The organism is Streptosporangiales bacterium (genome assembly GCA_009379955.1).
Lineage (GTDB): Bacteria > Actinomycetota > Actinomycetes > Streptosporangiales > WHST01 > WHST01.
Window position 1 is genome coordinate 1 of the sequence record WHST01000039.1, and the last position, 23511, is coordinate 23511.

24 protein-coding genes and 1 pseudogene are annotated in these 23511 nt (G+C 70.9%); 9 read left to right on the plus strand and 16 right to left on the minus strand.

Going from position 1 to position 23511, the window contains the following annotated elements; all coding sequences use genetic code 11:
• Positions 1–189: 189 nt before the first annotated feature.
• The 5 genes from GEV10_13685 to GEV10_13705 are packed head-to-tail and all read right to left on the minus strand — an operon-like array spanning position 190 to position 6854.
• Entirely contained in the window at positions 190–2286 is a 2097-nt protein-coding gene (locus tag GEV10_13685) for a 3-hydroxyacyl-CoA dehydrogenase (GenBank protein MQA79505.1), read from the minus strand.
• A complete protein-coding gene (locus tag GEV10_13690; protein MQA79506.1) occupies positions 2283–3548 on the minus strand; it encodes an acetyl-CoA C-acyltransferase in 1266 nt (421 codons plus the stop codon). The genes GEV10_13685 and GEV10_13690 overlap by 4 nt, the downstream gene beginning before the upstream one ends.
• 58 nt (positions 3549–3606) lie before the next feature.
• Positions 3607–4467 carry an iron transporter gene (locus GEV10_13695; GenBank protein ID MQA79507.1) on the minus strand — a complete coding sequence of 287 codons (861 nt, stop codon included), beginning with the start codon at positions 4465–4467 and terminating at the stop codon, positions 3607–3609.
• A 53-nt stretch (positions 4468–4520) separates the two neighbouring features.
• On the minus strand, positions 4521–5585 hold the full coding sequence (locus GEV10_13700) for a hypothetical protein (GenBank protein MQA79508.1): 1065 nt from the start codon (positions 5583–5585) through the stop codon (positions 4521–4523).
• 21 nt (positions 5586–5606) lie between these two features.
• Complete coding sequence (locus GEV10_13705; protein ID MQA79509.1) at positions 5607–6854, minus strand: ribonuclease D; 1248 nt, start codon at positions 6852–6854, stop codon at positions 5607–5609.
• Positions 6855–6866: 12 nt separating this feature from the next.
• On the opposite strand from GEV10_13705, the gene GEV10_13710 reads away from it, so the two are divergent.
• Complete coding sequence (locus tag GEV10_13710; protein MQA79510.1) at positions 6867–7670, plus strand: type 1 glutamine amidotransferase; 804 nt, start codon at positions 6867–6869, stop codon at positions 7668–7670.
• Between the two features lie 63 nt (positions 7671–7733).
• Here the strand turns inward: GEV10_13710 and GEV10_13715 are convergent, their stop codons facing one another.
• Positions 7734–8306: a DUF3000 family protein gene (locus GEV10_13715; protein ID MQA79511.1), complete on the minus strand. Its 573-nt coding sequence runs from the start codon at positions 8304–8306 to the stop codon at positions 7734–7736.
• 56 nt (positions 8307–8362) lie between these two features.
• Positions 8363–8551 carry a hypothetical protein gene (locus GEV10_13720; protein ID MQA79512.1) on the minus strand — a complete coding sequence of 63 codons (189 nt, stop codon included), beginning with the start codon at positions 8549–8551 and terminating at the stop codon, positions 8363–8365.
• 233 nt (positions 8552–8784) lie between these two features.
• Here GEV10_13720 and hemE point away from each other — a divergent pair, with 233 nt between their 5' ends.
• Both hemE and GEV10_13730 read left to right on the plus strand, forming a co-directional pair.
• Positions 8785–9834, plus strand: a complete 1050-nt coding sequence (hemE, locus tag GEV10_13725) for a uroporphyrinogen decarboxylase (protein ID MQA79513.1) — start codon at positions 8785–8787, stop codon at positions 9832–9834.
• 3 nt (positions 9835–9837) lie between these two features.
• Positions 9838–10329, plus strand: a complete 492-nt coding sequence (locus GEV10_13730) for a hypothetical protein (GenBank protein MQA79514.1) — start codon at positions 9838–9840, stop codon at positions 10327–10329.
• Positions 10330–10585: 256 nt separating this feature from the next.
• Here GEV10_13730 and GEV10_13735 read toward each other — a convergent pair whose 3' ends face one another.
• Positions 10586–11533: a DUF4349 domain-containing protein gene (locus tag GEV10_13735; GenBank protein ID MQA79515.1), complete on the minus strand. Its 948-nt coding sequence runs from the start codon at positions 11531–11533 to the stop codon at positions 10586–10588.
• Between the two features lie 119 nt (positions 11534–11652).
• Between GEV10_13735 and hemG the strand changes: the two genes are divergently transcribed.
• Positions 11653–13062 carry a protoporphyrinogen oxidase gene (gene hemG, locus GEV10_13740; protein ID MQA79516.1) on the plus strand — a complete coding sequence of 470 codons (1410 nt, stop codon included), beginning with the start codon at positions 11653–11655 and terminating at the stop codon, positions 13060–13062.
• Positions 13063–13126: 64 nt separating this feature from the next.
• Positions 13127–13774 (plus strand): hypothetical protein, encoded by a 648-nt coding sequence (locus GEV10_13745; protein MQA79517.1) that lies wholly within the window; start codon positions 13127–13129, stop codon positions 13772–13774.
• A gap of 1 nt (position 13775) precedes the next feature.
• Here the strand turns inward: GEV10_13745 and GEV10_13750 are convergent, their stop codons facing one another.
• Entirely contained in the window at positions 13776–15572 is a 1797-nt protein-coding gene (locus tag GEV10_13750) for a hypothetical protein (protein MQA79518.1), read from the minus strand.
• Positions 15573–15933: 361 nt separating this feature from the next.
• Here GEV10_13750 and GEV10_13755 point away from each other — a divergent pair, with 361 nt between their 5' ends.
• Together GEV10_13755 and GEV10_13760 are read left to right on the plus strand one after the other, a co-directional pair.
• A complete protein-coding gene (locus GEV10_13755; GenBank protein ID MQA79519.1) occupies positions 15934–16197 on the plus strand; it encodes a hypothetical protein in 264 nt (87 codons plus the stop codon).
• On the plus strand, positions 16194–16418 hold the full coding sequence (locus GEV10_13760) for a hypothetical protein (GenBank protein MQA79520.1): 225 nt from the start codon (positions 16194–16196) through the stop codon (positions 16416–16418). Before GEV10_13755 ends, GEV10_13760 begins: the two co-directional genes overlap by 4 nt.
• A 57-nt stretch (positions 16419–16475) precedes the next feature.
• Here the strand turns inward: GEV10_13760 and GEV10_13765 are convergent, their stop codons facing one another.
• From GEV10_13765 to GEV10_13780, 4 genes are all read right to left on the minus strand, one after another.
• Complete coding sequence (locus GEV10_13765) at positions 16476–16688, minus strand: hypothetical protein (protein MQA79521.1); 213 nt, start codon at positions 16686–16688, stop codon at positions 16476–16478.
• 55 nt (positions 16689–16743) lie between these two features.
• Complete coding sequence (locus GEV10_13770; protein ID MQA79522.1) at positions 16744–16935, minus strand: hypothetical protein; 192 nt, start codon at positions 16933–16935, stop codon at positions 16744–16746.
• 394 nt (positions 16936–17329) lie between these two features.
• A complete protein-coding gene (locus GEV10_13775) occupies positions 17330–18445 on the minus strand; it encodes a hypothetical protein (GenBank protein MQA79523.1) in 1116 nt (371 codons plus the stop codon).
• 390 nt (positions 18446–18835) lie between these two features.
• Positions 18836–19045 (minus strand): hypothetical protein, encoded by a 210-nt coding sequence (locus GEV10_13780; protein ID MQA79524.1) that lies wholly within the window; start codon positions 19043–19045, stop codon positions 18836–18838.
• Between the two features lie 395 nt (positions 19046–19440).
• Here GEV10_13780 and GEV10_13785 point away from each other — a divergent pair.
• A pseudogene (locus GEV10_13785) lies at positions 19441–19521 on the plus strand (Tat pathway signal sequence domain protein).
• A gap of 1896 nt (positions 19522–21417) precedes the next feature.
• Here GEV10_13785 and GEV10_13790 read toward each other — a convergent pair.
• A complete protein-coding gene (locus GEV10_13790) occupies positions 21418–21654 on the minus strand; it encodes a hypothetical protein (GenBank protein MQA79525.1) in 237 nt (78 codons plus the stop codon).
• A gap of 271 nt (positions 21655–21925) precedes the next feature.
• Positions 21926–22201: a hypothetical protein gene (locus tag GEV10_13795; GenBank protein ID MQA79526.1), complete on the minus strand. Its 276-nt coding sequence runs from the start codon at positions 22199–22201 to the stop codon at positions 21926–21928.
• Between the two features lie 122 nt (positions 22202–22323).
• On the opposite strand from GEV10_13795, the gene GEV10_13800 reads away from it, so the two are divergent.
• The gene (locus GEV10_13800; GenBank protein MQA79527.1) at positions 22324–22575 is read left to right on the plus strand and encodes a hypothetical protein; all 252 of its coding nucleotides are present in this window, start codon (positions 22324–22326) and stop codon (positions 22573–22575) included.
• Here the strand turns inward: GEV10_13800 and GEV10_13805 are convergent.
• Positions 22572–23471: a tyrosine-type recombinase/integrase gene (locus GEV10_13805; GenBank protein MQA79528.1), complete on the minus strand. Its 900-nt coding sequence runs from the start codon at positions 23469–23471 to the stop codon at positions 22572–22574. The genes GEV10_13800 and GEV10_13805 overlap by 4 nt on opposite strands.
• Positions 23472–23511: the final 40 nt, after the last annotated feature.

The window sequence follows — 23511 nt, forward strand, 5'->3', positions numbered from 1 at the left end:
AGGCGACAACCGGGCCACCGCCCTACCCCCCACCCCGCAAACACCTCAACCACACCCCACAACACCCCACCACGGCCACACCACCACCCCACGTGAACAATCGAGGTTAACGTGATCAACGTCGACTTCACCTCGTCCCGGGACGAGGTGAAGTCCACCTCGGAGAGGTGAAGCTGTGGACCGGCGAGCTCACGCCGGGAGGCTCGCCACCCCCGGGGCGAGGAAGCGGCGGCCGGTCACGCGTTCGCTGACGCCTTCGCGGTCGAGGTACGGCGTGATGCCGCCGATGTGGAACGGCCAGCCGGCACCCAGGGCCATACACAGGTCGACGTCCTGCGGCTCGGCGACGACGCCCTCGTTGAGCATCAGCCTGGCCTCCTCGGCGAGGGCGCCGAGTGCGCGGGCGCGTACCTCGTCCTCGGTGGACGGCGAGTCGCCGGACTCGAAAAGGGCGGCCACCTCCGGGTCGAACTTCGGGGTCGCGCCCTCCCACACGTAGACCCCCGACTTGCCGGCCTCGACGAGCCGGCGGAGGTTCTCTGACACGCCGAACCGGTCCGGGTATACCTCGTGCAGCTGTTCGGACACGTGCAGCGCGATCGCGGGTCCGACCAGTTGCAGCAGCACGAACGGGGACATGGGCAGTCCGAGTGGCGCGACGGACCGGTCGGCGGTCTCCAGCGGCGTGCCCTCGTCGACGGCTGCGGTGATCTCGCCGAGGAACCTGGTGAGCAGCCGGTTGACGACGAACGCGGGCGCGTCCTTCACCGAGACGCACGACTTCTTCAGCTGCCTGCCGACGGCGAACGCGGTGGCGAGCGTGGCGTCGTCGGTGGCCTCGCCGCGGACGACCTCGAGCAGCGGGAGCACAGCGACCGGGTTGAAGAAGTGGAAGCCGACGACGCGTTCCGGGTGCCGCAGTCCGCTCGTCATCTCGGTGATCGACAGCCCTGACGTGTTCGTCGCGAGCACGCAGGTCTCGCCCACCACGGCCTCGCACTCGGCGAAGACCTGCTGCTTGACCTTCATCTCCTCGAAGACGGCCTCGATGACGAAGTCGGCGTCGGCGAAGGCATCCTTCGACAGCGAGCCGGTGACCAGCGCCTTGAGCCGGTTGGCCTTGTCGGACCCGATGCGGCCCTTGCCGAGCAGCTTGTCGACCTCGCCGTGGACGTAGCCAACGCCCTTGTCGACGCGCTCCTGGTCGATGTCGGTCAGGACGACGGGCACCTCGAGGCGGCGCACGAACAGCAGCGCGAGCTGACTCGCCATCAGTCCGGCACCGACGATGCCGACCTTGGTGACCGGCCTGGCGAGGCTCTTGTCCGGCGCTCCCGCCGGCCGCTTCGCGCGGCGCTGGGTGAGGTCGAACGTGTAGAGGCTCGCGCGCAGCTCGTCGCTCATGATGAGCGTCGCGAGCGCGTCGTCCTCCGCCGCGAAGCCGGTGTCGCGGTCGGCGGTGCGGGCCAGCTCCAGCAGCTCCAGTGCGGCGTACGGGGCCGGCGCCGCGCCATGCAGCTTCTGGTCGGCGACGGCGCGGCCGCGGGCGAGCGCGGCGTCCCACGCCTCGCCGCGGTCGATCTCCGGACGTTCGACTGTCACGGCGCCGGTCACGACCTGCGCCACCCAGTCGAGGCTGCGCTCGAGGAAGTCGGCGCCGTCGAACATCACATCGGCGATGCCGAGCCCGAACGCCTTCGGCCCGTCGAGCATGCGGTTCTGGTTGAGCGCGTTCTCGATGATGACCGTGACCGCGGCGTCGGGACCGACGAGGTTCGGCAGCAGCTGGGTGCCGCCCCAGCCGGGCACGAGGCCGAGGAAGCACTCGGGCAGCGCGATGCCGTTCGCCGCGGACGAGATCGTGCGGTACGTGCAGTGCAGCGCGACCTCGAGGCCGCCGCCCATCGCGGCACCGTTGACCAGGCCGAACGACGGCACGGAGAGCTCGCCGAGGCGCCGGAACACGTCGTGTCCCAGCCGGCCGATGGCGAGTGCCTGCTCGTGCGTCGCGAGCTGGGGGAGACCCTTGAGGTCGGCCCCGACGGCGAGGATGAACGGCTTGCCGGTGACGACGACCGCTGCCAGGTCGTCGTGGGCCTCGACCTCGTCGAGCGCGGCGCCGAGCTCGCGCAGGCCGCCGACGCCGAACGTGCTCGGCTTGGTGTGGTCGAGGCCGTTGTCGAGGGTGATCAGCGCCGCCGTGCCGGCACCGTGCGGCAGGTCGGCGTACCGCACGTGCGCGTGCGTGACGACCTCGTCGGGGAACTCCAGTGTGGCGCTGCTCATGCGTTCTCCCCGGTGCCGAAGTGCGGGTTCTCCCAGATGACGGTGCCGCCCATGCCGATGCCGACGCACATCGTGGTGATGCCGTACCTGACCTCGGGATGCTCGGCGAACTGCCGCGCGAGCTGGGTCATCAGGCGCACGCCCGATGAGGCGAGGGGGTGGCCGACCGCGATCGCGCCGCCGTACGGGTTGACCCGTGGGTCGTCGTCCTTGATGCCGAAGTGGTCGAGGAACGCGAGCACCTGGACGGCGAACGCCTCGTTGATCTCGAACAGTCCGATGTCGTCGATGCCCAGGCCGGCCTTGGCGAGCGCCTTCTCCGTCGCCGGGATCGGGCCGACGCCCATCACCTCGGGCTCGACGCCGACGAACGCGTACGAGACCAGGCGCATGCGCGGTGCCAGCCCGAGCTCCTCGGCGACGTCCTCCGCCACGAGCAGGCACGCGGTCGCGCCGTCGGTGATGGGCGCGGCATTGCCCGCGGTCACCCGGCCGTGCGGCCGGAACGGCGTCTTGAGCCCCGCCATGGCGTCGAGGCTGGTGTCCGGCCGGGGCGGCTCGTCGACGGACTGCAGTCCCCAGCCCTCCTCCTGGTTCCTCGTGGCGACGGAGACGAGGTCGCGCTGGATGCGTCCCTCCGCGTACGCCTGCGCGAGCTTGCGCTGGCTGGCGAGACCGAAGGCGTCTGCCCTCTCCTTGCTGATCTCCGGGTAGCGGTCGTGGACGTTCTCCGCCGTCTGCCCCATCACCAGGGCCGACGGGTCGACGAGCTTCTCCGCGATGATCCGCGGGTTGGGGTCGACGGCCTCGCCCATCGGGTGCCGCGTCATGTGCTCGACGCCGCCGGCGAGCGCGACGTCGTACGCCCCCACCGCGATGCCAGACGCGACGGTGGTGACCGCCGTCATCGCGCCCGCGCACATCCGGTCGACGGCGAAGCCGGGCACGGACTTCGGCAGGCCGGAGAGCAGGGCGGCGGTGCGCCCGATCGTGAGGCCCTGGTCGCCGATCTGGGTGGTGGCCGCGATCGCGACGTCGTCGACCCGCTCGGGCGGCAGCCCGGGGTTGCGGCGCAGCAGCTCGCGCAGGCAGCGGATGACGAGGTCGTCGGCGCGCGTCTCGGTGTACGCGCCCTTGGCCTTGCCGAACGGCGTGCGGACGCCGTCGACGAACACGACCTCGCGCAGGGTGCGTGGCGCGCGGGGCTCTGCGGACTTGTCGGGCACTGGTTCCTCCGGGTCAGAGGCGGTGGACGAGCCCATGCTACTCACGAGTAACAAAGGTCCGCCAGGAACCCCGCCGACGAGTGCGGGAGGAGCCTCAGTGCTCGGCGGAGGCGGGCTCGGCCGGGCCGGTGGACGCGCTCGACGTGCCGGCGCGCGGCTTGCGGCTCGGCCAGAAGAACGCGATCACGGTGGGCACGAAGTAGGCCACCCACATCACGGCCTCGAGCACCGTCGGCGTCGGGGAGAAGTTGAGCGTGCCCTTGAGCAGGATGCCGTACCAGCTTGCCGGGGAGATGACGCCGCTGACGTCGAATGCGAGCAGGGAGAGGCCCGGCAGGATGTTCGCCTCCTGCAGGTCGTGCCAGCCGTACGCGAACACGCCCGCCGCGACCACGATGAGGAACGCGCCGGTCCAGGTGAAGAACCTGGCCAGGTTGATCTTCACCGCGCGCCGGTAGAGCAGGTACGCGAGCGCGACCGCGGTGAGCAGGCCGAGCACCGCACCGACGATCGGGATCAGGGTCGAGCCCGAGTTGAGGATGTTCGTCCAGAGGAACAGGGCCGTCTCCAGACCCTCGCGGCCGACGCACACGAACGCGACGACCGCGATGGCGGTGGGCCCGAGTTGAAGCGCCCGGTCGAGCCGTCCCTCGATGTCGGCCTTGAGGCGGCGTGCGGTGCGCCGCATCCAGAAGATCATCCAGGTGACGAGCCCGACGGCGAGGAGCGACAGGAACCCGCCGAACGCCTCCTGCAGCTGGAACGTCAGCTGCGAGGCCGTGAACGTGAGGACGCCGCCGAACGCGAGCGCGAGCGCCACCGCGGCGCCGATGCCGAGTGCGACCGGTCGCAGGCCGGCGCGGTTGTCGGTCTTGACCAGGTACGCGACGAGGATGCTGACGACGAGCGAGGCTTCGAGCCCTTCGCGCAGCCCGATGAGGTAGTTGCCGAGCACGATGGGTCCTCGAATCACGGTGGCGGAGTGGACTTAGGTAAGGCTAAGCACACTCATCGTGCCTCCGCAACGCGGGTCGGGCGCGGCCGCCTCGTCGGCAGGCCCCTGGCCCGGCGGTGGAGCAGCGCACCGCCGACGAACGCGGCCGGCGTCGTGGCGAAGGCGAGCCAGTCGAACGAGGTGAACGAGAGGACGACGTCGAGGAGGAAGTACATCCCGCCGAGGCCGAACAGGTAGGCGCGGTCGTACCAGCAGGACCGCCACTGCGCCCTGAACCCGGTGATCCCGTAGTGGCCGAGCGGGATCGTCCAGAAGAGCCAGCAGAACAGGAACCCGCTGAGGAAGAACTCGAACAGGAACACGAACGGTTTCGCGACCGGCAGCATGCCGACGACGAAGACGGGCAGCCACAGCAGGAGCGAGACGCCGAGCAGCAGGGCGGTCCGCGCGGTCGCGGCGAGGACGGCGGAGCCGTACGGCTGCCGCGCCGCGCCGGGACCCTCGCCGAGACGTCGCTCGATCCGGCGCACGGTGAGCACGTAGCCGAACGCGCCGACGACGACGCTGAACGGCAGCAGCACGTCGCGGACCAGTCCGCGGACCGACCGGGTGGCCCACCATGCGACGCCCCGCCTGGTGAGGTCCCTGACCTGGTCCGGCCAGTCCGCCATGAAGCCGGTCAGCCAGACGACGAGCGGGTCGACGAGGTGGTAGAGCAGCGTGACGACGCCGAAGTAGACGCCCAGGCCCACGACGACCGGGGCGAGGACGAGGAGCCACAGCATCGGGCTGACCACGAGCCGCGCGAGGCCGAGCCAGTACGCGCCGAGACCGAGCGCGAAGCGGTGCAGTGCACCGGTCGTGCGCGCGGCGGCGGCGCGCACGCCCACGGGGATCTGCGGAACGGCCGGCGGGTAGGGAGGGTACGGAGGCGCGGCCGGCGGGGCGAAGCCCGCGGTCAGGTACCCGGCGGCGGGAGGAGCGGGCGGCTGGCCGTACGGTACCGGCTGGCCGTACGGCGCCTGCTGGCCGTACGGCGCCTGCTGGCCGACCGGCGCCTGACCGTAGGGCGGCGGGGTCGGCGGACCCGGGGGATCGGCGTGGGGCGGCCCGGGCATGGCCATGATCCTAGTGCCGCGTCAGGTCAGGGCGTGCGCGATGTCCGCGGCAGTGAGGTCGATCTGCCACTCGCGTGCCCCTTCGGCGCGAAGGGCGGCGGCGACGGCGTCGTGGTCGGTGCGCGACGGCGGCTGCCAGGCGAGCTGGCGTACGGCGGCCGGCGGCAGGAGGTTCTCCTGCGGCAGGTTGTGCTGCTCGGCGAGGGTGGTGACCACGCCCCGCACCGCCGTGAGCCGCGCGGCGGCCTCGGGCTGCTTGCTGCCCCAGCGCTTGGTGGGAGGCGGCTCGTCGGCGGCGTGCTGCCGGCGGCGCGGCAGGTCGCGGTCGGGCAGGGCGAGCCCTTCGGCGATCGGCCGGTGCCAGGCCTGGACCGACGCCGCGATCTTGCGGTTGCCGAACCCGGGGACGCGACGCAGCTCGTCGACCGTGGCGGGGGCGGCGAGCGCGGCGGCCACGATGAGGTCGTCGGAGAGCACCCGGCCGGGAGCCAGGTCACGCGTCCGGGCGAGCTCCTCGCGGGTGAGCCACATCGCCCTGATGATCGCGAGGGCACGCGCGTCACGGACCTTGTGGATCCCCGACGTGCGCCGCCAGGCGTCGGGACGCTCGGTACGCGGCGGCGCGGCGAGCAGGGCGGCGAACTCCTCGCGGGCCCAGGCGAGCTTGCCGGCCTCCTCGAGCTCGTCCTCGAGGTGGTCACGCAGCTCGACGAGCAGCTCGACGTCGAGCGCCGCGTACGCCAGCCACTCCCGCGGCAGCGGCCGGGTGGACCAGTCGGCGCTGGCGTGGCCCTTCTCGAGGGTGTAGCCGAGCAAGGCCTCGACGAGGGTGCCGAGCGCGACCCGCGGGTAGCCGAGCAGGCGCCCGGCGAGCTCGGTGTCGAACAGGCGCGGCGGGGTGAGCCCCACCCCCGCGAGACAGGAGAGGTCCTGGATCGCGGCGTGGATCACCCACTCGTCCTCGGCGAAGGTCTCCGTCACCACGCCGAGGTCGGGCAGCGTGACGGGGTCGATGAGCAGCGTGCCGACGTCGGGTCGCCGCAGCTGGATGAGGTAGGCGCGCTGGCCGTAGCGGTAGCCCGACGCGCGCTCGGCGTCGAACGCGACCGGGCCGCGCGCCGCGGCGAAGCGGTCGAGCGCCGCGTGCAGGTCGGCCGGGCGCTCGATGACCGTCGGGATGCCGTCTCGTGGTTCCAACAGGCGCACCGTGTCGTGCGCCGCGTCGGTGGCGTCGGGTGCCACCGCGTGGTCGGGAACCGCCTGGGACATGACCTCCACCGTATGTCGCCGACCGGTCACCGGTCCCGCAGACGCGCCGGAAAGCGGTCGCACAGGTGTCGCGAACGGCCTCGTATGCTCGGCCTGGTGGCGAATGTCCTGGTGATCGAACACGAACAGGGGGCCGGGCTGTGCTCGTTCGAGCCGTGGTTCCGCTCCGCCGGCCTCGAACCCGACGTCGTCCGCCCGTACGCCGGTGACGAGGTCCCGTCCGCCCCCGCGCACGACGCACTCGTCGTCCTCGGTGGCCGGATGGGTGCGAACGACGACGCGGAGTTCCCGTGGCTGGCCGGCGCCAAGCGGCTGCTGCGGTCATACGTCGAACGCTCCGCGCCGTGCCTGGGGATCTGCCTGGGCCACCAGCTGCTCGCCGTCGCCGCGGGCGGCGAGGTCAGGCGGAGCCCTGCCGGCACCCAGATCGGGCTGCGTGAGGTCGGCCTGCTGCCCGCCGCCGCCGGCGACGAGCTCCTCGGCGGGTTCGCGGCGGGGGTCAGGTCGGTGCACTGGAACGCCGACGTGGTCACCCGGCTGCCCGAGGGTGCCGAGCCGCTCGCCAGGAGCGCCGACGGCTACCCGCAGGCGTACCGGCTGGGGCGTGCCGCGTGGGGGGTGCAGTTCCATCCCGAGGTCGACGTCGGCGGGTTCGCAGGATGGGCAGCCGGCGAGGGCGCTGCGCAGAGCAGGCGGGGGATCGACGTGCCGGCCGCCGTCTCGGCCGTACGGGCCGCCGACGACGAGCTGGCCCACACCTGGCGCCGGCTGGCCGTGCGGTTCGCCCGGCTGGCGGCGACCGTCACGCGGTACTGACGGCGGTCTTGGCGACAGTGCCGACTGCCTCCGGCGGTCTTGCGACAGCGGTGAGCGGCGCCGTCAGCGGGAGCGGCCGGGCAGGATCGCGACGTCGGGCGGCACCGGCGGCAGCCCGCCGGCCTGGCAGAGCAGGTCGGCCCACGCGCTGAGGTGGTGACCGAGCTCGGTGTCGTGCGGGGTCCAGGACACCCGGATCTCGACCTTGGCGGTCGGCGGGCGGTCGAGACCGAAGGACTCCTCGGCCAGCCTCGTGACGGTGCCGCTGGCGTTGCCGTAGGGCGCCTGCCACGCGTCGAGCGCGTCGATGAGCCAGCTCCAGCCGACCGCGGGCAGGAGTGGGTCGGCGGCGGCCTCTGGCTCGATATCGGCCTGGACGAGGGAGACCACCCGGAACGTGCCGTCCCAGGCGTCGGGGGCGTCCGGGTCGTGGAGGAGCACGAACCGTCCGGTCGCGAGCTCCTCGTCGCCGGCGACGACCACGTCGGCCGACATGGCGACCGCGTAGGGAGCGAGCCGGCGTGGCGCCGGTGTCTCGTCCAGCTGGATCTCCGGACGCAACGACGCCGCCCGCAGGCTGGTGATGGCGCGGCGGAACTCCACGGGAGTCCCGTCCGTGTCCCCGAACACGGTCATGCGTGCAGCGTAGGACGAACTCGTCGAGTTGCGCCGGTCCGGCGCGCCGAAAGGGGTCACGCGGCGTGCGGAGCCCGGTGGGAGGCGTCGTGGCCTCGGCGACTCGGGGCGACCCCGGTGAACAGCACCGTCCCGCACAGCGTGCAGGCCAGGTCAGGGCACTCCTCGTGGCCGTCGGGGCAGGGTGGCTGCTCGAACGCGACGACCGCCACGCACGAGGGGCAGTAACGCTCGGGCTGGGTCATGAGCCGTCCTCCAGAGTGAGCATCGCAGCGGTTCGGAGCGCCGCGTAGGACCACCTGCCCGCCGAGCGAGGAGCGGAGCGGCGGAGGGCGGTGGGCAAGCGCTGGGTCATGAGCGGTCCTCCGTCTGCCCCCGGCTGCGAACTCGTGTGCTGCTGTCTCCGACGGTGGCAGACGACGGCCGGTCGGGGCGTGAGGCGCCCCGGCGTGTCGCGGGCGCCGCGCGGTGTGCCAGCATCACGGCGGTGACCGATCAACTCGCCGACGCCCCCTTCCTGCGCGTGTGCCGGGGCGAGCCCGTCCCGTACACCCCCGTGTGGTTCATGCGCCAGGCCGGCCGCGCGCTGCCCGAGTACCGGCGGGCCAGGGAGGGCGTGCCGATGCTCGAGGCCTGCCGCCGGCCCGAGCTGGTGGCCGAGCTGACGCTCCAGCCGGTGCGCAGGTACGGCGTCGACGCGGCGGTCCTGTTCAGCGACATCGTCGTGCCGCTCCACGCGGCGGGCGTCGACGTCGACCTGCGTCCCGGCGTCGGTCCCGTCGTCGACACCCCGGTGCGGTCGGCCGCCGACGTCGCGGCGCTGCCCGAGCTCGACCCGTCCGCGGTCTCGTTCGTCGGCGAGGCCGTCGGGCTGCTCGTCGAGCGGCTCGGCGCCACGCCGCTGCTGGGGTTCGCTGGCGCGCCGTTCACGCTCGCGTCGTACCTCGTGGAGGGCGGTCCTTCGCGGCACTTCGAGCGGACCCGGGCGCTGATGTACGGCGACCCCGACACCTGGCACGCGCTGCTCGACCGGATCGCGGGGATCACCAGCGCGTTCCTCGACGCGCAGGTCCGCGCCGGGGCGTCCGCCGTCCAGCTGTTCGACTCCTGGGCCGGCGTCCTCGCGCAGGAGGACTACCGCACGTTCGTACTGCCGCACACGCGTGCCGTCTTCGCGGCCCTGCCCGCTGAGCTGCCGAAGGTCCACTTCGGGGTCGGCACCGGCGAGCTGCTCGGTGACCTGGCCGATGCCGGGGCCGGGGTGGTCGGCGTCGACTGGCGCGTACGGCTCGACGACGCGGCCGCGCGGGTCGGCCCCGGTGTCGTGCTGCAGGGCAACCTCGACCCGGCCGCGTGCCTCGGCCCCTGGGAGCTCGTCGCCGACCGGGCACGTGACGTGCTGAGGTACGGCGGCACCGCCGACGGCCACGTGTTCAACCTCGGCCACGGCGTCATGCCGTCGACCGACCCCGACATCCTCACCCGGCTGGTCGACCTGGTGCACACGGAGTCGGCAACGACGGGGTAGACCATGACCGACGACATCCGCATGAGCCAGGTCAGCCGCGTGGTCGCGGCTCCCGTCGGTCGAGTGTTCGCCTTCCTCGCGAACGTCGACAACCATCCGCTGCTCGACACCAGCGGAATGGTTCGTGGGTCGGTGGACCACCTCACTGTGTCGGAGGTGGGATCGGTGTTCGTGATGAACATGCACAACGACTTCAAGGGCGACCATCAGGTCGAGAACCACGTCGTCGTCTACGAACCCGACCGTGCCCTTGGCTGGGCACCGGCCGAGCCGGGCCACGAGCCCGCCGGGCACACCTACGTGTGGCGCCTGGAACCCGATGGTGAGCACCGCACCGTGGTCAGCCAGACGTACGACTGGTCCTCCTTCACCCACCTCGACATGCTGGCCCACATGCCGGTGGTGAATCGTGCGCAGCTCCAGCGGTCCCTGGACCAGCTCGCGGACGCCGTCGACGACCAGGACGGCCCTGGCCGCCCCACGCCCGCCGGATAGTGCTCGCCACTGACGGCCGTCTCGTGCCGCCTACCCCTGTCGGGGTCCCCGGTCGTGGTCCCGGCCCTCGCTGGGGTCCCCGGTCGTGGTGTCCACCCCAGCCGGGGACCCCAGCGGGGGTGCTGGCCCCTGCCGGGGTCCAGCGGTGCATCGCGATTCGGGGGTTCCCCTCACCTGCAGCAGGTGGGAACCCCCGAATCACGGTGGGATCACGGAAACGACGCACTCAACATGATCATTCGGAGAGGGGCCGGGGCTACGCGTCGGCCGGTTCCTCCACCGGGGTCGAGGGCTTGCGGGAGCGCCGGAGGCGGCGCACGACGGCGTACGTGACGACCCCGAGCGGGACGACGATGAGCAGGAACGGGACGAACGCGCCGACGACGGTGAGCGCTCCGGTCACGAACACCGCCAGGCCGTGCCAGCCGGCGCGCAGCCCGGGCAGGAAGCCGGCCTCGTCGGGATCCGGCGCGTGCTTCGGTCCGACCAGCTCGAGGGTGATCGTGGCGTGGCTGACCTGCTTGGCGAGGACGCGCTGGCGTGCCTGCAACGACTCGAGCTCGGCCTGGCGCTGACTGATCTCCCTCTCGACGGCGAGCACCTCGGTGAGGTCCTCCGCCTTGCCCATCTGGGAGCGGAGCCGCGAGAGGGAGGCGTTCGCCGACTTCACCCGGGCGTCGACGTCGGCGACGGCCTCGGTGACGTTGTCGACCTGCTGTGACGAGCTGGTCTTCGTGCCGAGCTTGGTGAGCCGGCCGAGCACCCGGCGGTACTCGTCGCTCGGCACGCGGAACCGGCTCGTCACGGTGCGCGCCTCGGGCCGTTCGCCGTACTCCTGCTGGTTCTCCACGTAGCCGCCGGCCTGCGTGACGATCCGGTCGGCCTCGGCGCTCTTGTCGGCCACGTTCTTCACCCGCACCTCGAGCCTCGCGGTGTAGGTGAGGAGCTGGTCGTCCACCGGCGCCTGCTTCGAGGCACCGCCCTCGTCCTTGCCCGACCCGCCCTCTTCCCTGCTCGACCCGCCCTGCGTCTGGCCGGGCACCGCGGTGTCGGCAGGCTCGGCCGCACGGGACTCCGCCCGGTCACCGCTCGGGCCGCTCATGGCGTCGCCCGCACTGCATGCGGTGGCGGCGGCCACGCACGCGAGCGTGATCGCCACCGCGGAGTAGAGGCGCCGCCTGCGCGGCGCGGTCCGATGGGTCACCGTGTGCCTCCTCGATCGTCCGATGTCCCCCTACACGCCTCACCCGGCTGGAGGGATGCCTCCGGGATGTGACCGACGCCGTTCCGTTACCCGCCGCGCGGTCTGAGAGCCTTTCGGTCATGTCCAGTGGTCCCGACCCGTCAGGTCGTCGGCACGTCGTGGTCGTCGGCGGGGGAGTCGCGGGGCTCACCGCGGCGTGGGAGCTGACCCGCCGCGACGAGAACGTCCGGGTCACCCTCCTCGAGGCCTCGCCCAGGGTCGGCGGCAAGCTCCAGGTGTCCGAGGTCGCCGGCGTGCCCGTCGACGAGGGTGCCGAGGCGATGCTCGCCCGGCGTCCTGAGGGCGTCGAGCTCGTCTGCGCGCTGGGTCTCGGCGACGAGCTCGTGGAGCCCGGGACCACGAGAGCCGCGATCTGGACGGACACGCTGCGACCGATGCCCACGGGGCACGTCATGGGCGTCCCCGCCGACCTCGACGCGCTGGCGTCGTCGGGCCTCCTCGCGCCCGCGGAGGTCGACCGGGTACGCGAGGACGAACGCCTGCCGGCGACTCCGGTGATCGAGGACGTGTCCGTCGGCCGGTATGTCGGGGAGCGGATGGGTCGCGCGATCGTGGACCGTCTCGTCGAGCCGCTGCTCGGCGGCGTGTACGCGGGCCGCGCCGACGTGCTCTCGCTGCACGCCACCGTCCCGCAGCTCGTGCCGTACCTGCGTGACAACGGCTCGCTGGTCGCGGCCGCACGTGCGGTGACCGCGGGTGCACCACGGACGTCCGCACCGGTGTTCGCGAGCCTGCGGGGCGGGCTCGGCCGGTTGCCCACGGCGCTCGCGTCGCGGTGCGGCGCGGAGATCAGGACGTCCGCGACCGTCAGGGAGCTGCGCCTGCTGCAGGGCGGCTGGTCGCTCACGGTCGGGTCGCCCAGGTCGCCGGAGCAGGTGACCGCGGACGCCGTCGTGCTCGCGCTGCCGGCGCGTCCCGCATCGCGGCTGCTCGCAGTCGAGAGTCCGTACGCGGCGGCGGATCTCGCGATGATCGAGTACGCGAGCACGGCGCTGGTGACCCTCGCCTTCCCCGCGGGAGCGTTCCCCGAACCGCCTGTGGGCAGCGGATTCCTCGTCCCCGCGTCGCGGGGCCGGCTGACGAAGGCCGCGACGTTCGTCACGACGAAGTGGCCGTACCTCGCCGGCGCCGGCATCGTCGTCGTCCGGTGCTCGGTCGGTCGCCACGGCGAGGAACGTTCGCTGCAGGTCGACGACGACACGCTGGCTGCCGCGGTCTCCGCCGAGCTCGCCGAGGCGGTGGGCGTCACCGGCCCGCCGATCGAGACCCGGGTGACGCGATGGGGCGGGGCCCTGCCGCAGTACGCCGTCGGGCACCTCGACCTGGTGTCGCGCATCACCGCCGCCGTCGACCGACTCCCCGGTCTCGCGGTGTGCGGCGCGGCGTACCAGGGTGTCGGCATCCCCGCGTGCGTGGCGAGCGCGCGGCAGGCGGTCGACCGGGTGTCGGCCGCTCTGGCCGACACGTGAGAATGGCCGCGTGACGAATGATGGCAAGCAGGCACGCGAGCTCAACGAGGTCGTCCGCTACACGATGTGGTCCGTCTTCCGTGTGACGTCCCCGATCGACGGCCACGGCGACCGGCAGCGTGTGTCCGGGGAGGTCGAGCAACTGCTGGCGTCCGCCGAGGCGGACGGCGTGACGACCCGCGGCACGTACGACGTCAGCGGCTTCCGCGCCGACGCCGACGTGATGTTCTGGTGGATCGCCGAGCAGCCGGAGAGCCTGCAGGACGTCTACGCGCGGTTCCGCCGCACGCAGCTCGGGCGCTCGTGCGAGGCGATGTTCTCCGCGGTCGCGCTGCACCGGCCGGCGGAGTTCAACAAGAGCCACATCCCGGCGTTCCTCGCCGAGGAGGAGCCGCGCACGTACATCTGCGTCTACCCGTTCGTGCGGACGCTCGAGTGGTACCTGCTCGACCCGCTCGAGCGGCGGGCGATGCTGGCCGAGCACGGCAAGATGGCGCGCGAGTACCCCGACGTCAGGTCCAACACGGTCGCGTCGTTCGCGCTCGGTGACTACGAGTGGATGCTGGCGTTCGAGGCCGACGAGCTGCACCGGCTGACCGACCTGATGCGCCACCTCCGCGGCGCCCAGGCCCGCCTGCACACGCGCATCGAGGTGCCGTTCTACACGGGCACCCGGCGTCCGGTCGCCGACATCGTCGCGTCGTTGCCCTGACTCAGGGCCGCACGCGGACGACCTGCGGGTCGTGGTCGCTCAGCTGGTCGGCGAACTCGGCGTTGACGTGCACCACGTCGTATCTGTACCCGCGCTTCGCGAGGCCGCGGCTGAGCAGGATGTGGTCGAGCACCTCGGAGTTGCCCTGGTAGTCGTACGTGTATTGGTCCCGCAGCGGCAGTGCCCGCGGCAGGTCGACCAGCCCGGTGCGCGAGGTCAGCGTGCGCAGGGGCGGTGACCACGGGAAGTCGTTGAAGTCACCCGCGGCGACGACCGCGGCGTCCCTGTCGGCGCGCTGCAGCGTGTCGACGAACGCCGCGACGGCATTCGCCTGTCCGACGCGCTGCGCCTCGCTGGTGAGCGAGGGCGGTTGGAACCGTCCCATCAGCGGCTGGTCTCCGCCCTTGCTGTTCCAGTGGTTGGCGATGACGAAGACGTCGTCTCCGCGCCAGGTGAACTGGCCGACGAGCGGCTTGCGGCTCTCCTCGAACGCGGGGTCGGCCGGGTCGATGCGCCCGGGGTTGACCGTGAGCCTCGGCCGCCCGTGCCTGGTGGTGACGCCGACCGGGGTCGTGGCGTCGCCGCGCGGGGCGTCGACGAAGCCGATGCCGCGGTCGGTGCGGTAGAGGAACCCGACCCTGATGTTGCCGCCCGGCTGGCCGCCGTCGACGTTGTCCTCGGGGTCGACGGACTCCCACCGGTACGCCGGTCCGCCGGCGGCGGTGATCGCGGCCGTGAGCTTCTCGATCGTCTGCCCGGCGGTGACGGTGCCGTCATCGGTCGGCCCGGAGTCGTCCTGCACCTCCTCGACGGTGAGGATGTCGGGAGCGCGCAGGTTGCGGACGATGGTCTCGGCCAGGCCGGTGAACTTCTCCGCCGGGCTGCTCGGCGCAAGGTTCTCGACGTTGAACGCGCCGACCGACAGCTCGCTCCGGTGCTGTCGCGAGGTCACCTCGCGCTGGATGCCGCCGTCGCGCACCGCCGGCGTCGCGTCGATCTCCAGCGAGTAGTTGCCGAAGTTGTAGTCGAGCACGCCGGTGACCGCGCCGCGCAGGGTGTCGCCGACGTTCGCCGTCGGCACGTCCGCGAACGCGCCGCGCAGGACGAGCCGCTCGGGATTGCCGTCGCGTTCGGTCTGGACCACGCCGCCGCTCGCGCTGCGCGGCGACGCGCCGCGGACGACGACGGGAAGCTCACCGAAGCTGTTCGTCGGGCCGACGGCGACGGGGTCGTCGAGACGCAGCCGCATGCCCTCGAGCGACTCCCAGAAGTCGAGCCCGTGCCGGCGCGGGTCGTACACTCCCGACGCCTCGACGTCGCCGTCCACCCCCGAGGTGATCACGCGCGACGGAGGCACCCGTCCGCCCCGGCCGATCTCGGTCGCGGCCGGCAGGTCATTGCCCGACGAGGCGACGGTGACCGCGTCGGGCGTGGTCGAGATCTCGGTCGTCGTCAGGTTGGTCGGCTCGTTGCCCGGGCGGTACTCGGTGACCTCGCCGGACACGGTGACGGTGTCGCCGACCGAGACCCCGGGCGCAGACCTGGTGTAGACGAGCAGGCCCTCCGCGGTCGCCCGGTCGCGGTCCGGCTCCGGGTCCTGCATGAAGAACTGGTTCGAGGCGACGGCGGTCACGACGCCCGCCACGTCCGCGACGTCCTCGCCGGCGAGCGGCGACACGTGCGCCCTGCCCTGGACGTCGCGGATCCGCGTGGTGGCGTCCGCATGCGCGGGAACGGCGGTGAGGGTGAGGCCGGCCGCGACGAGGGCGGCTGACGCGAGAGCGACTGGGCGGCGCATGGGTTCCTCCGTTGCTAGGCCGCGGACAGTCCTACCAGCAGAGAAGGCCCGCGCCTAGCCGTACGTACCCAACGCGAGGTGAACAGGCCCGGTCGTGACGCGCCGCGACTCTCGCCTCACTCGGCCTCGTTTTCCCAGTTCAGCGGGTTCTTCTTGCTGGGCTGCACGCGGGGCGGCTCGCCGGGCATCTTCGGGGTGTCGCACGCCTAATCGGCATGCTCACCTGCATAAACGCTGGTCGGAGCTGAGCGGCTCCCGCCAGGTTATCCGGCGAGGTGAAGCGCCCAATCCGTAAGCGGTCCCGAGTAGGTGCGTTACCACCCGCCCGGGACCTCGGCACCGACCGACAGGGGTCAGCACCGTGAACAGCAACCTACCGAACTACAGCCTGGAGAAGTCCGGGGACTACGACAGCACCGGCTCCTACCGCGTCAACATCCTCACCGACGTCGACGGGCTCGTCGAGCGCCAGCTGGCCGGCTACGTCCGGCCCATCCTCCGTGGCTTCGGCCGCGCCCGGCAGTGGCAGGCGATTGTCGACGGCGTCCCCATCGGCCAGCGGATGCGCACCCGGCAGCTCGCCGCCGCTGTCCTCATCGAACAGTGGAAGAGAGACCACTCGTGACCGACACGTACCGGTTCAGCGCGCCTGACGACTACGACGCGTACCTGGAGCGCTTGGAACGCGGGTTCGACGCCTACTACAACCATGGCGGCGACCGTGATGTCGACCCCCTGGTGGTCAAGCTTGCGGTGCACATCGTCGCCGCGTACCAACCCCAGACGCGTGAGCAGGCCGACCTGATCGTCAAGACGCTGGCCACGCTCAGCTCGGGGAGGCTCTGACTCCTAGACGCAGACCTTCTAGTCGAGCCCCCGGCCCACGGTGGTCGGGGGCTCGTTCTATGCCGGTGTGCCGCACGTCCGACAGTCCGCCTTCTTCTGCTGCCCGTCCTTGTCAGGTGGCGCCACCTTCACGGGATCGGCGCCAGCCTTGACCTCCTTGACGTACGCGACCTGGTCTTCGCGCGATTCCTCAGCGACGCGGGTCGCCGTCGTGAGAGGTACGCGGCCGTCGGTGACGAGCTTCTGCAGCTCCTCCGTGCCGTCCTTCATCACCTTGCGAGCGCGATCAACGGTGCGAGGCTTGACGCTCAACAGCTCGGCGGCCTCATCGGTGGAGGAGGTAGAAACTCCGCCATATGGCGGAGTTTTCGGCCTTCCCTCCCCCGCGCTGCGCGAGCTTGGCCGCGATCATCGCCCGCTGCGCGTCCGTCAGGTGACGGCGGTGAACGTTGTGGCTGACGATGAACTTCACCGCGTCGCCCTCATACACCCGCGTCGTGATCAGCTCACCCGCCACGCGGCAAGCGCGAACTACCCAAGGATCCCGCTAATCACCCAAACTGCACTGTGGGCGCGGCGCTCGTGAAAGGGTAAACCGAGCGCCGCGCCCACAATGGTTTGGCCGGTTGGGCGGGTAGCCAGCGCCTCCGGCCTCGTGTCATGCCGTGACACGTTTCCCCCGGCGCCGCAGGCTGGCATCGAGCGTCCGTTTAGACGGCCCGCGAGACGCCGGGGAAGACTTCAGGCGACAGCACCCACCATCGCAGGCGGCGGGTCGTCGCCCTCGCGCCAGAGCCGGGCCATCCGGTCCGCGCTCACGGCGCCACCACGTCGGCGAGACTCGGCGAGCACGTCGTCAAGCTCGGTATCGTCGGCGAGTTCCCGCCAGATCCGGGACATCCGGTCCTCGCTCACGGGGTCACCACGTCGACCGTCGACGCGAACCCGCCGGTGAGTCCAACGCCGTACCCGCCGATCACCGACGACGCGACCGTCACGGTACCGGTCTTCACCGAGACCTCAGTCTCAGTCAGGAACCCCTGCGCGTCGAAGAACCGGGCACCGGCCCGCAAATTCGCCACCGTCACGAACCCGGTGTTGACCGCGCTGGACGGATAGATCAGCGCGCCACTGAACCGCTGGAACGACTCGGCGATCGTGGCACCGCCGATCGGGGACACGTCCTGCAGCAGCGCGGCGTTGTCCGGATGGACCAGCACCACGAGGTCGGTCGAGTCAGTGGCGGCGGTGGCGTCGATCACCCGGGCCATCGCCGAGCGGACCGCAGCCGGCACATCGGCGCTGAACGCGACCGCGGCACCCGCCGCGGCCTCGACCGCATTGACCAGCACCAGGTCCAGGTCCTTCGCGACCCCGATTGCGTGCATCCCGACGATCGCGCCGGCGTCGGTGCCGATACGCGATTCACGGCTCATGTCCGTCCAGCGGCCGAAGCGGGCGAGGGTGACGCTTCCGGCGGTGGACGCGGCGAACTCGGCCAGGCTCACGTTCTCCCCGACCGAGGCCTGAGCCGTGGGCAGCGTCAGGTTCGGGTGCTGCGCTAGCGCGGCGTCCGCCTCCTGTCGCGGCACACCGGCCACCACGTGAAGCATCCGGGGCCCGGACAGCACGTTGGAGCCCCACACCCGCGGAGCGCCGTAGGTGGTCGTCACGAGCGCCGCGCGCTGTTCTACATCGGCAGCCTCGAACCGACCCGCGGAACGGGTGTCCAGTGCAGCCTGCAGGTTGTCCAGCGCCTCCGGCCTGAACGCCAGCGGATGCGCAGAGGCGCGGTGGGACCCGCCCAGCGCCTCGAACCGCGCATCCGAATGCGCCAGGCGCGCCTGCAACGCCTCCTGCTCGGCGATCCGCTCGTCGAACTGGTCGATCTGGGAGTTCAGGCCCTCGAATGCACGCTGCTCGCTGTCGCTGAACGCACGGTTCTCATCGGCCGCGGCCTGCGCCAAGGCGCGTGCCTGCTCGTAAACTCGCGCACGATTAGCGCGCACCTTCTCAAGGCTTGACATAGCTTCACTCCGTAAGTGTCAAAAGGGATTCACTTACGGAGTAGAAACCGTTCACCCCGGGCACTAAAGCCCCGGCGAGGCCAACCTAGGTTCGAGGTCAGCGGCTCGGTTTGTCCACCACATCCGTGTCGCGTTCGCGGGTGGGTTGCGCCCTGCCCGCTTACGCCGCACTGTCGGTGCGCTACCCATTCTACCACTCGACTTCTGCCGACCAGTTCCCCGAGTTGGTCGCGTACCTGAGGCTTGGACGGTTCAGTAAAGTTTTCTGAACCGTCCCGGTGTTCACGCTTGGCAACGCTTGCCAGCCCGGATTCCCGCTGCCGCTCCTTGGCTTCCTTCTGCATCAGCGATCACGAACCTGAGGCTTGGTTTCAGTAAAGTTTTCTGGAACTATTCCCCCTCGTCGAGCCCCATCGGCCACTCGACACGGCCCGCGGCCGGCGTCACCGCGTCGTCGACCGCACGCGCCAACGCACGCCGCCGGTCACGCTCCTCAGCGAGCTTGAGAGCCGCGCTCATCAACGCATCACGCTCCCGCGCGATCTGCGCCAGCGCGCGGTCAAGCTCGCCGTCATCGAACTCCCACGCGCGGATGATCATGTCTGCCCCCCAGTTCCTCGGGGAACCGAACCCGAGTTGCGACGCCAGGCGGAACACCCAGGCCGGCACGACCCGCAGTCGGCCGACGACCACAGAGCCGCACAGACCATCCGCCAGCACCGACGCGCCAGCAGCGCGTCCAACACGTCATCCCCCTGACGGCAAGCGCCCAGAGCACGCAGCACCGTACGCAGCCACTTCTGCGCGGCCGGATCGCCATCCTCGGCCAGCAGCAGCGCCAGACGCGCCAGATCACGCGACCCCCGGCTACCGGGAATCACCGACCGCGCCACATAGCGACGCACCCGAGCCTCACGCATCGCGCTGTCGCAGAAGATCATCAAGCTCGGCATCCGACACACCACGACCACCCATGCCACCCTCACCAGTGAGATCCGCCAGCAGCAGCCGCATCTCCCGCACCGCCGGCCCCAACCCGTAACCCGGGATCGAACCATCCGTCAGCCGCTCCGCCAGATGCGCGGCCAACGCCGCACACGCACGACGACCAGGATCCATCTCACCGAGCGACTCAACGAGCCTGTCCACTTCCGTCCGAAAATCACCAAGATCCACTTCGTTCCCTTTCAGCTCAAGATCACAACGGGTTTTCTTTTCCCACCCACGGTCAGAAACGCCCGACTGAGCGGTCAGCGTGAGGAGTCGGGATCAGAAAACACCCCCGGGGGGGTACCGGGTGTACTCATGGGGGGTACGGGTGTCCTGTGAGGCCCCGGCACCCCGTTCCTAGTACTCGGTACCGGGGTGGCCCTGTACGGGTCTCTACGGGCTCCCTGTGCCCTCCTAGGGCCATGTGTGGTCATGTGCGTGCGTGTCATGGCCCTACGCCCTCTGCGTTCCGAGTGCCTGCGTCGTTGTCGTGCCCGACGTCGTGCACGTGCGGTTGGCCAGCCCCTCGCACGCCTGGTGTGTGCGTCGCTGCCACCGTGGCCGACCAGCCTGGCGATCAGGTCGTCGAGGGTCACTCGGTGTCGCCTCGTCGACCACGCCGGCCGCGTCGTCGGTGACGGCCAGGGCGACGACGCACCCAGATGCTGGGCACCCGCTGCTCTCGCTCAGCTCTGTCGAGTGCCGCCATGACCTCGGTGTCGGTCGGGTCCAGCGGCTCGTACTCCGGTGGGTTGTCAGTGATCGTCATGTGTGTTCACCTCGTCGAATACGGCAGTGATGGCGTTGATGGATGCGTGGTCGTCTCGGGCTGCGAGGAGCCGGATAGCGGCTGCGGTCGCTGCCGCCCACCGCGCTACCCCGTGGGTCGGGGTCGTCGCTGTCGAGGTCGGCGGCGGTGAGGAGTTGCCCGGTGCGTTCCGGTCCTAGCCCGAAGAAACGGAGTCGCTTGACGAGCCGTCTGGTGACGCCATGTCGACGAGCTTCCCGGTGATCTTCCCGGCGCTGATCAGTCATCGCTCACTGCCGCATCTCCGGTGTGGCCCGGTGTGGCCCGGTGTGGCCCGGCCGCACTTGGCGTGGGTGTGGCCCGTGGCCCCGCTATATAGGCCACGGCCACGGCCACACTTGCCGGACACACGCGCCGACGTGATCACTGGGCCACACCTGGCGCGAAGATCCGAGCGCGGTTCGGCCCCTCCCCGGATCGCCTGAACAGTCTCCGTTTTCATGATCAACTCGCCACTCCTCTGTTGGTTCTTCTAAGCGATTCAGTTACGGCCTTAAATGGTTACTGCCGTGAGTCCCGTCCCGTCCCGTCCCGTCCTGGGGTAACCGGTAACCCGGTAACCGGTAACCCGGCCTTGCTCGGGCACGTATCCCGCGGGCAGTGACGCGAGTGATTGCCCGCCTCGCACTGCCGTTTCCGGTACGCCGCCGTGTTCTTCCGCTTCCTCGGCAGCAAGCTTTCGTCACGTTCACCCGGCGGCGGCAGGTGCTCGTCGATGGTCAACACGGTGACGTCGTGGTCGCCGATATCGAGCACACCGGCCGACCGCAACTCCTCGTGACACGCGCCAGGGTCACGGACGTCTGACACGCGGCACGCCACCTGTAGCGGCAGTGTCCCGTCGTACCGCTCGGTTGCGCTGCACGTCTCGACCAGGGCGAGATAGTGCCAGCGCGCGGCATGAGAGACGTTGTCCCATGCCTTGGCGGACGTGAACCGGTCGTCATAGCGCACCCAACTCATCCGCGTGCCTCCCGTCGTAGCCAAGCGGCGGCACGCCGGCGAGCAGTCGCAGATGCGTACGGGGAGCTGGCGAGCCGGCGCGCGATCTCACGGCACCGGTCGAGCCGTACGGCCAGCGTCCCCCGGTGACGTTGGGCTGCCGCCCGCTGGCGCGCACGTCGTCGCCCGTCGGTCGACACGGCAGGCCGTGAGGGCAGGTCGAACAAGGTCGTCACGGCGTCACCTGCCGCACCTTGACCGGCACCGACCAGTACTCGCACGCAGCGACGAGGTCGGGGACCTTGACCGCCGGGATCACCCATCCGCGCGCGTAAGGGCTCCACTTCGCCATGCGGTCGGTGAGGAGGAACTCCGTCTGCAAGATGCGCTTGACGCCCCTGCCGGTGACCAGGGCCAGACCACGGGACTCGTCGACAGTGATCCACACGAACGTGTCGGGCGCCGTCATGCCGCTGCCATCCGTTGACGCAGACTGGTGATGTAGGGCCCGTGCGGTCCGTACCCGCCGATCGCGCTGTGGCCGTAGTCGACGACACCGACAAGGTCGACGAGACGACAGTCAGGGTCGTCGAGCCGCCACGGCGGCAACGGCAGGGGGCGCGACCAGCATCCGCAGGGGCATGGGCGCGGAGGGGGTACCATGGCCGTGACGTCGACGCCTTGCCGCTGATTCGTCGCGGAGCCGCCCGGTCCCCCGACAGGGCGGCTCTTCTCTGCGGTCACCCGTTACCGCCGCTGCGGTTACTGCGGGCACGCGATGCCGCGAACGACAATCGCTGCATGTGCGCGCGGTACGCGCAGTCGACGCGTCGCTCAAGTTCGGCGTCGGACAGGCCGGGGGACTCGGCTTCGACCTGCCGGCGGAACTTGGCACGCAGACCGGCATGCGCGCGCTGCGCGTTGGCCTTGCCGTCCTCCTGCGACCACCGGGTGTTCGCAGCGATCCGAGCGCGCAGGACGCGCTGCTCAGGGGTGAGATTCTTGGATGCGGCCATGCGGGACTCCAGCCGCGTTGCGCGGCGAGTCCCGGGAGTCACACGAGAGCCGGGGTTCATGCCAGGCGCGCCGTGAATGACACGCGTGGTATTTGGCTGTGACACCAGGCTAGCATGTAGGGGTGACGGATGGTGAGGGGCTCACCCGGCAGACCCGCGAGCTAGGTCGGGACGCGCTCGTCCGCGTCTGCTGCCGAGGCTGCCGGCGCCGACTCGGGCAACTCCGCCGCGTCGTCAGCAGCGAACCTGATCACATCTACGACTGTGACCGCTGCGACCGGTCGTACCCCATCACCGGGCCGCGGATGTTCCACGCGTACGTGTCCGCGCTGGGGACCGGGAGCCGTGTCGTCGAACTGCCGCTGCGCAGTTAGAGCCGGTCTCCGAGGCGGAGCCGCCGCGCCGCTTCCCGCGCCCGCTGCTCGGCGGCGGATGAACCGTAGACCGCCAACATCGCGTCGGATGTCCAGCCCATCAACCGTTTGAGGTCCTGCTCGCCGCCCCCGGCGGCTAGCCACGAGTGCGCGGCGGTGTGCCGGAACCGGTGCGCATGAAGGTCGACGACGCCCGCCTGCGTACCCCGGATACGGATCCGCTCGTCTAGTCCGTCGACGGATAGCGGTCCGCGTTGCGACAGCCAGAGCCGGTCGGTCTCGCCCGCCTTGGGATGCTTGCGCCGCTCCCGCAAGTACCTGTCCAGGGCGCGGGACGTCTTCGCACCGAACGGCACGACCCGCACCTTGCGGCCCTTGCCGATCACCCGGACCACCTCGACGTCGAAGTCGACGTCGAGGAGAGTGAGTCGGGTGACCTCGGAGATCCGCACGCCGCAGTCGAACAGCACTCGCAGGATCGCGTGGTCACGGCGATCGGCGAACGCCGACCCTGCCGTTGCCTTCAGTAGAGCGCCGATCTCCTCGTCAGTGAGTATGGGAACAGGTTGGGGCGCGGCCTTCGGTTGCTCCATCCCTTCCATGGGGGAGCGGTCGACCAGGTTCTCTGCGACGAGCCAGCGGCAGAACCGGCGGAGACCTCGAAACCGGGTGGACAGGGTGTTGGTCGACTGCCCGGCGTCGGCGAGATCACCGAGCCAGTGCGCGATCGCCGAGCGGGTGAGTTCGTCGAGCGTCGGTTGCCTGCCACGGTCGGTGAGCCAGCGGGTGAAGAACCGCACCGACTGGCCGTACAGCTCGACCGTGCGGGGCGCCTTGTCCGCGGCGCGCAGGTGCCGCCGCCAGGAGGCGACCAGGTCGTCGAGCCGTTCTGCCATGAGGCTAGCTTATCTGGCGAGATTGCGGCATACTAGGCGT

Coding starts and splice junctions, on each gene's coding strand:
- GEV10_13685 (MQA79505.1), bottom strand. CDS start 2,286: ATGAGCAGCGCCACACTGGAGTTCCCCGACGAGGTCGTCACGCACGCG.
- GEV10_13690 (MQA79506.1), bottom strand. CDS start 3,548: ATGGGCTCGTCCACCGCCTCTGACCCGGAGGAACCAGTGCCCGACAAG.
- GEV10_13700 (MQA79508.1), bottom strand. CDS start 5,585: ATGCCCGGGCCGCCCCACGCCGATCCCCCGGGTCCGCCGACCCCGCCG.
- GEV10_13705 (MQA79509.1), bottom strand. CDS start 6,854: ATGTCCCAGGCGGTTCCCGACCACGCGGTGGCACCCGACGCCACCGAC.
- GEV10_13710 (MQA79510.1), top strand. CDS start 6,867: ATGTCGCCGACCGGTCACCGGTCCCGCAGACGCGCCGGAAAGCGGTCG.
- GEV10_13715 (MQA79511.1), bottom strand. CDS start 8,306: ATGACCGTGTTCGGGGACACGGACGGGACTCCCGTGGAGTTCCGCCGC.
- GEV10_13720 (MQA79512.1), bottom strand. CDS start 8,551: ATGACCCAGCCCGAGCGTTACTGCCCCTCGTGCGTGGCGGTCGTCGCG.
- GEV10_13730 (MQA79514.1), top strand. CDS start 9,838: ATGACCGACGACATCCGCATGAGCCAGGTCAGCCGCGTGGTCGCGGCT.
- hemG (MQA79516.1), top strand. CDS start 11,653: ATGTCCAGTGGTCCCGACCCGTCAGGTCGTCGGCACGTCGTGGTCGTC.
- GEV10_13745 (MQA79517.1), top strand. CDS start 13,127: ATGTGGTCCGTCTTCCGTGTGACGTCCCCGATCGACGGCCACGGCGAC.
- GEV10_13750 (MQA79518.1), bottom strand. CDS start 15,572: ATGCGCCGCCCAGTCGCTCTCGCGTCAGCCGCCCTCGTCGCGGCCGGC.
- GEV10_13765 (MQA79521.1), bottom strand. CDS start 16,688: ATGAAGGACGGCACGGAGGAGCTGCAGAAGCTCGTCACCGACGGCCGC.
- GEV10_13775 (MQA79523.1), bottom strand. CDS start 18,445: ATGTCAAGCCTTGAGAAGGTGCGCGCTAATCGTGCGCGAGTTTACGAG.
- GEV10_13780 (MQA79524.1), bottom strand. CDS start 19,045: ATGATCATCCGCGCGTGGGAGTTCGATGACGGCGAGCTTGACCGCGCG.
- GEV10_13790 (MQA79525.1), bottom strand. CDS start 21,654: ATGACGGCGCCCGACACGTTCGTGTGGATCACTGTCGACGAGTCCCGT.
- GEV10_13795 (MQA79526.1), bottom strand. CDS start 22,201: ATGGCCGCATCCAAGAATCTCACCCCTGAGCAGCGCGTCCTGCGCGCT.
- GEV10_13805 (MQA79528.1), bottom strand. CDS start 23,471: ATGGCAGAACGGCTCGACGACCTGGTCGCCTCCTGGCGGCGGCACCTG.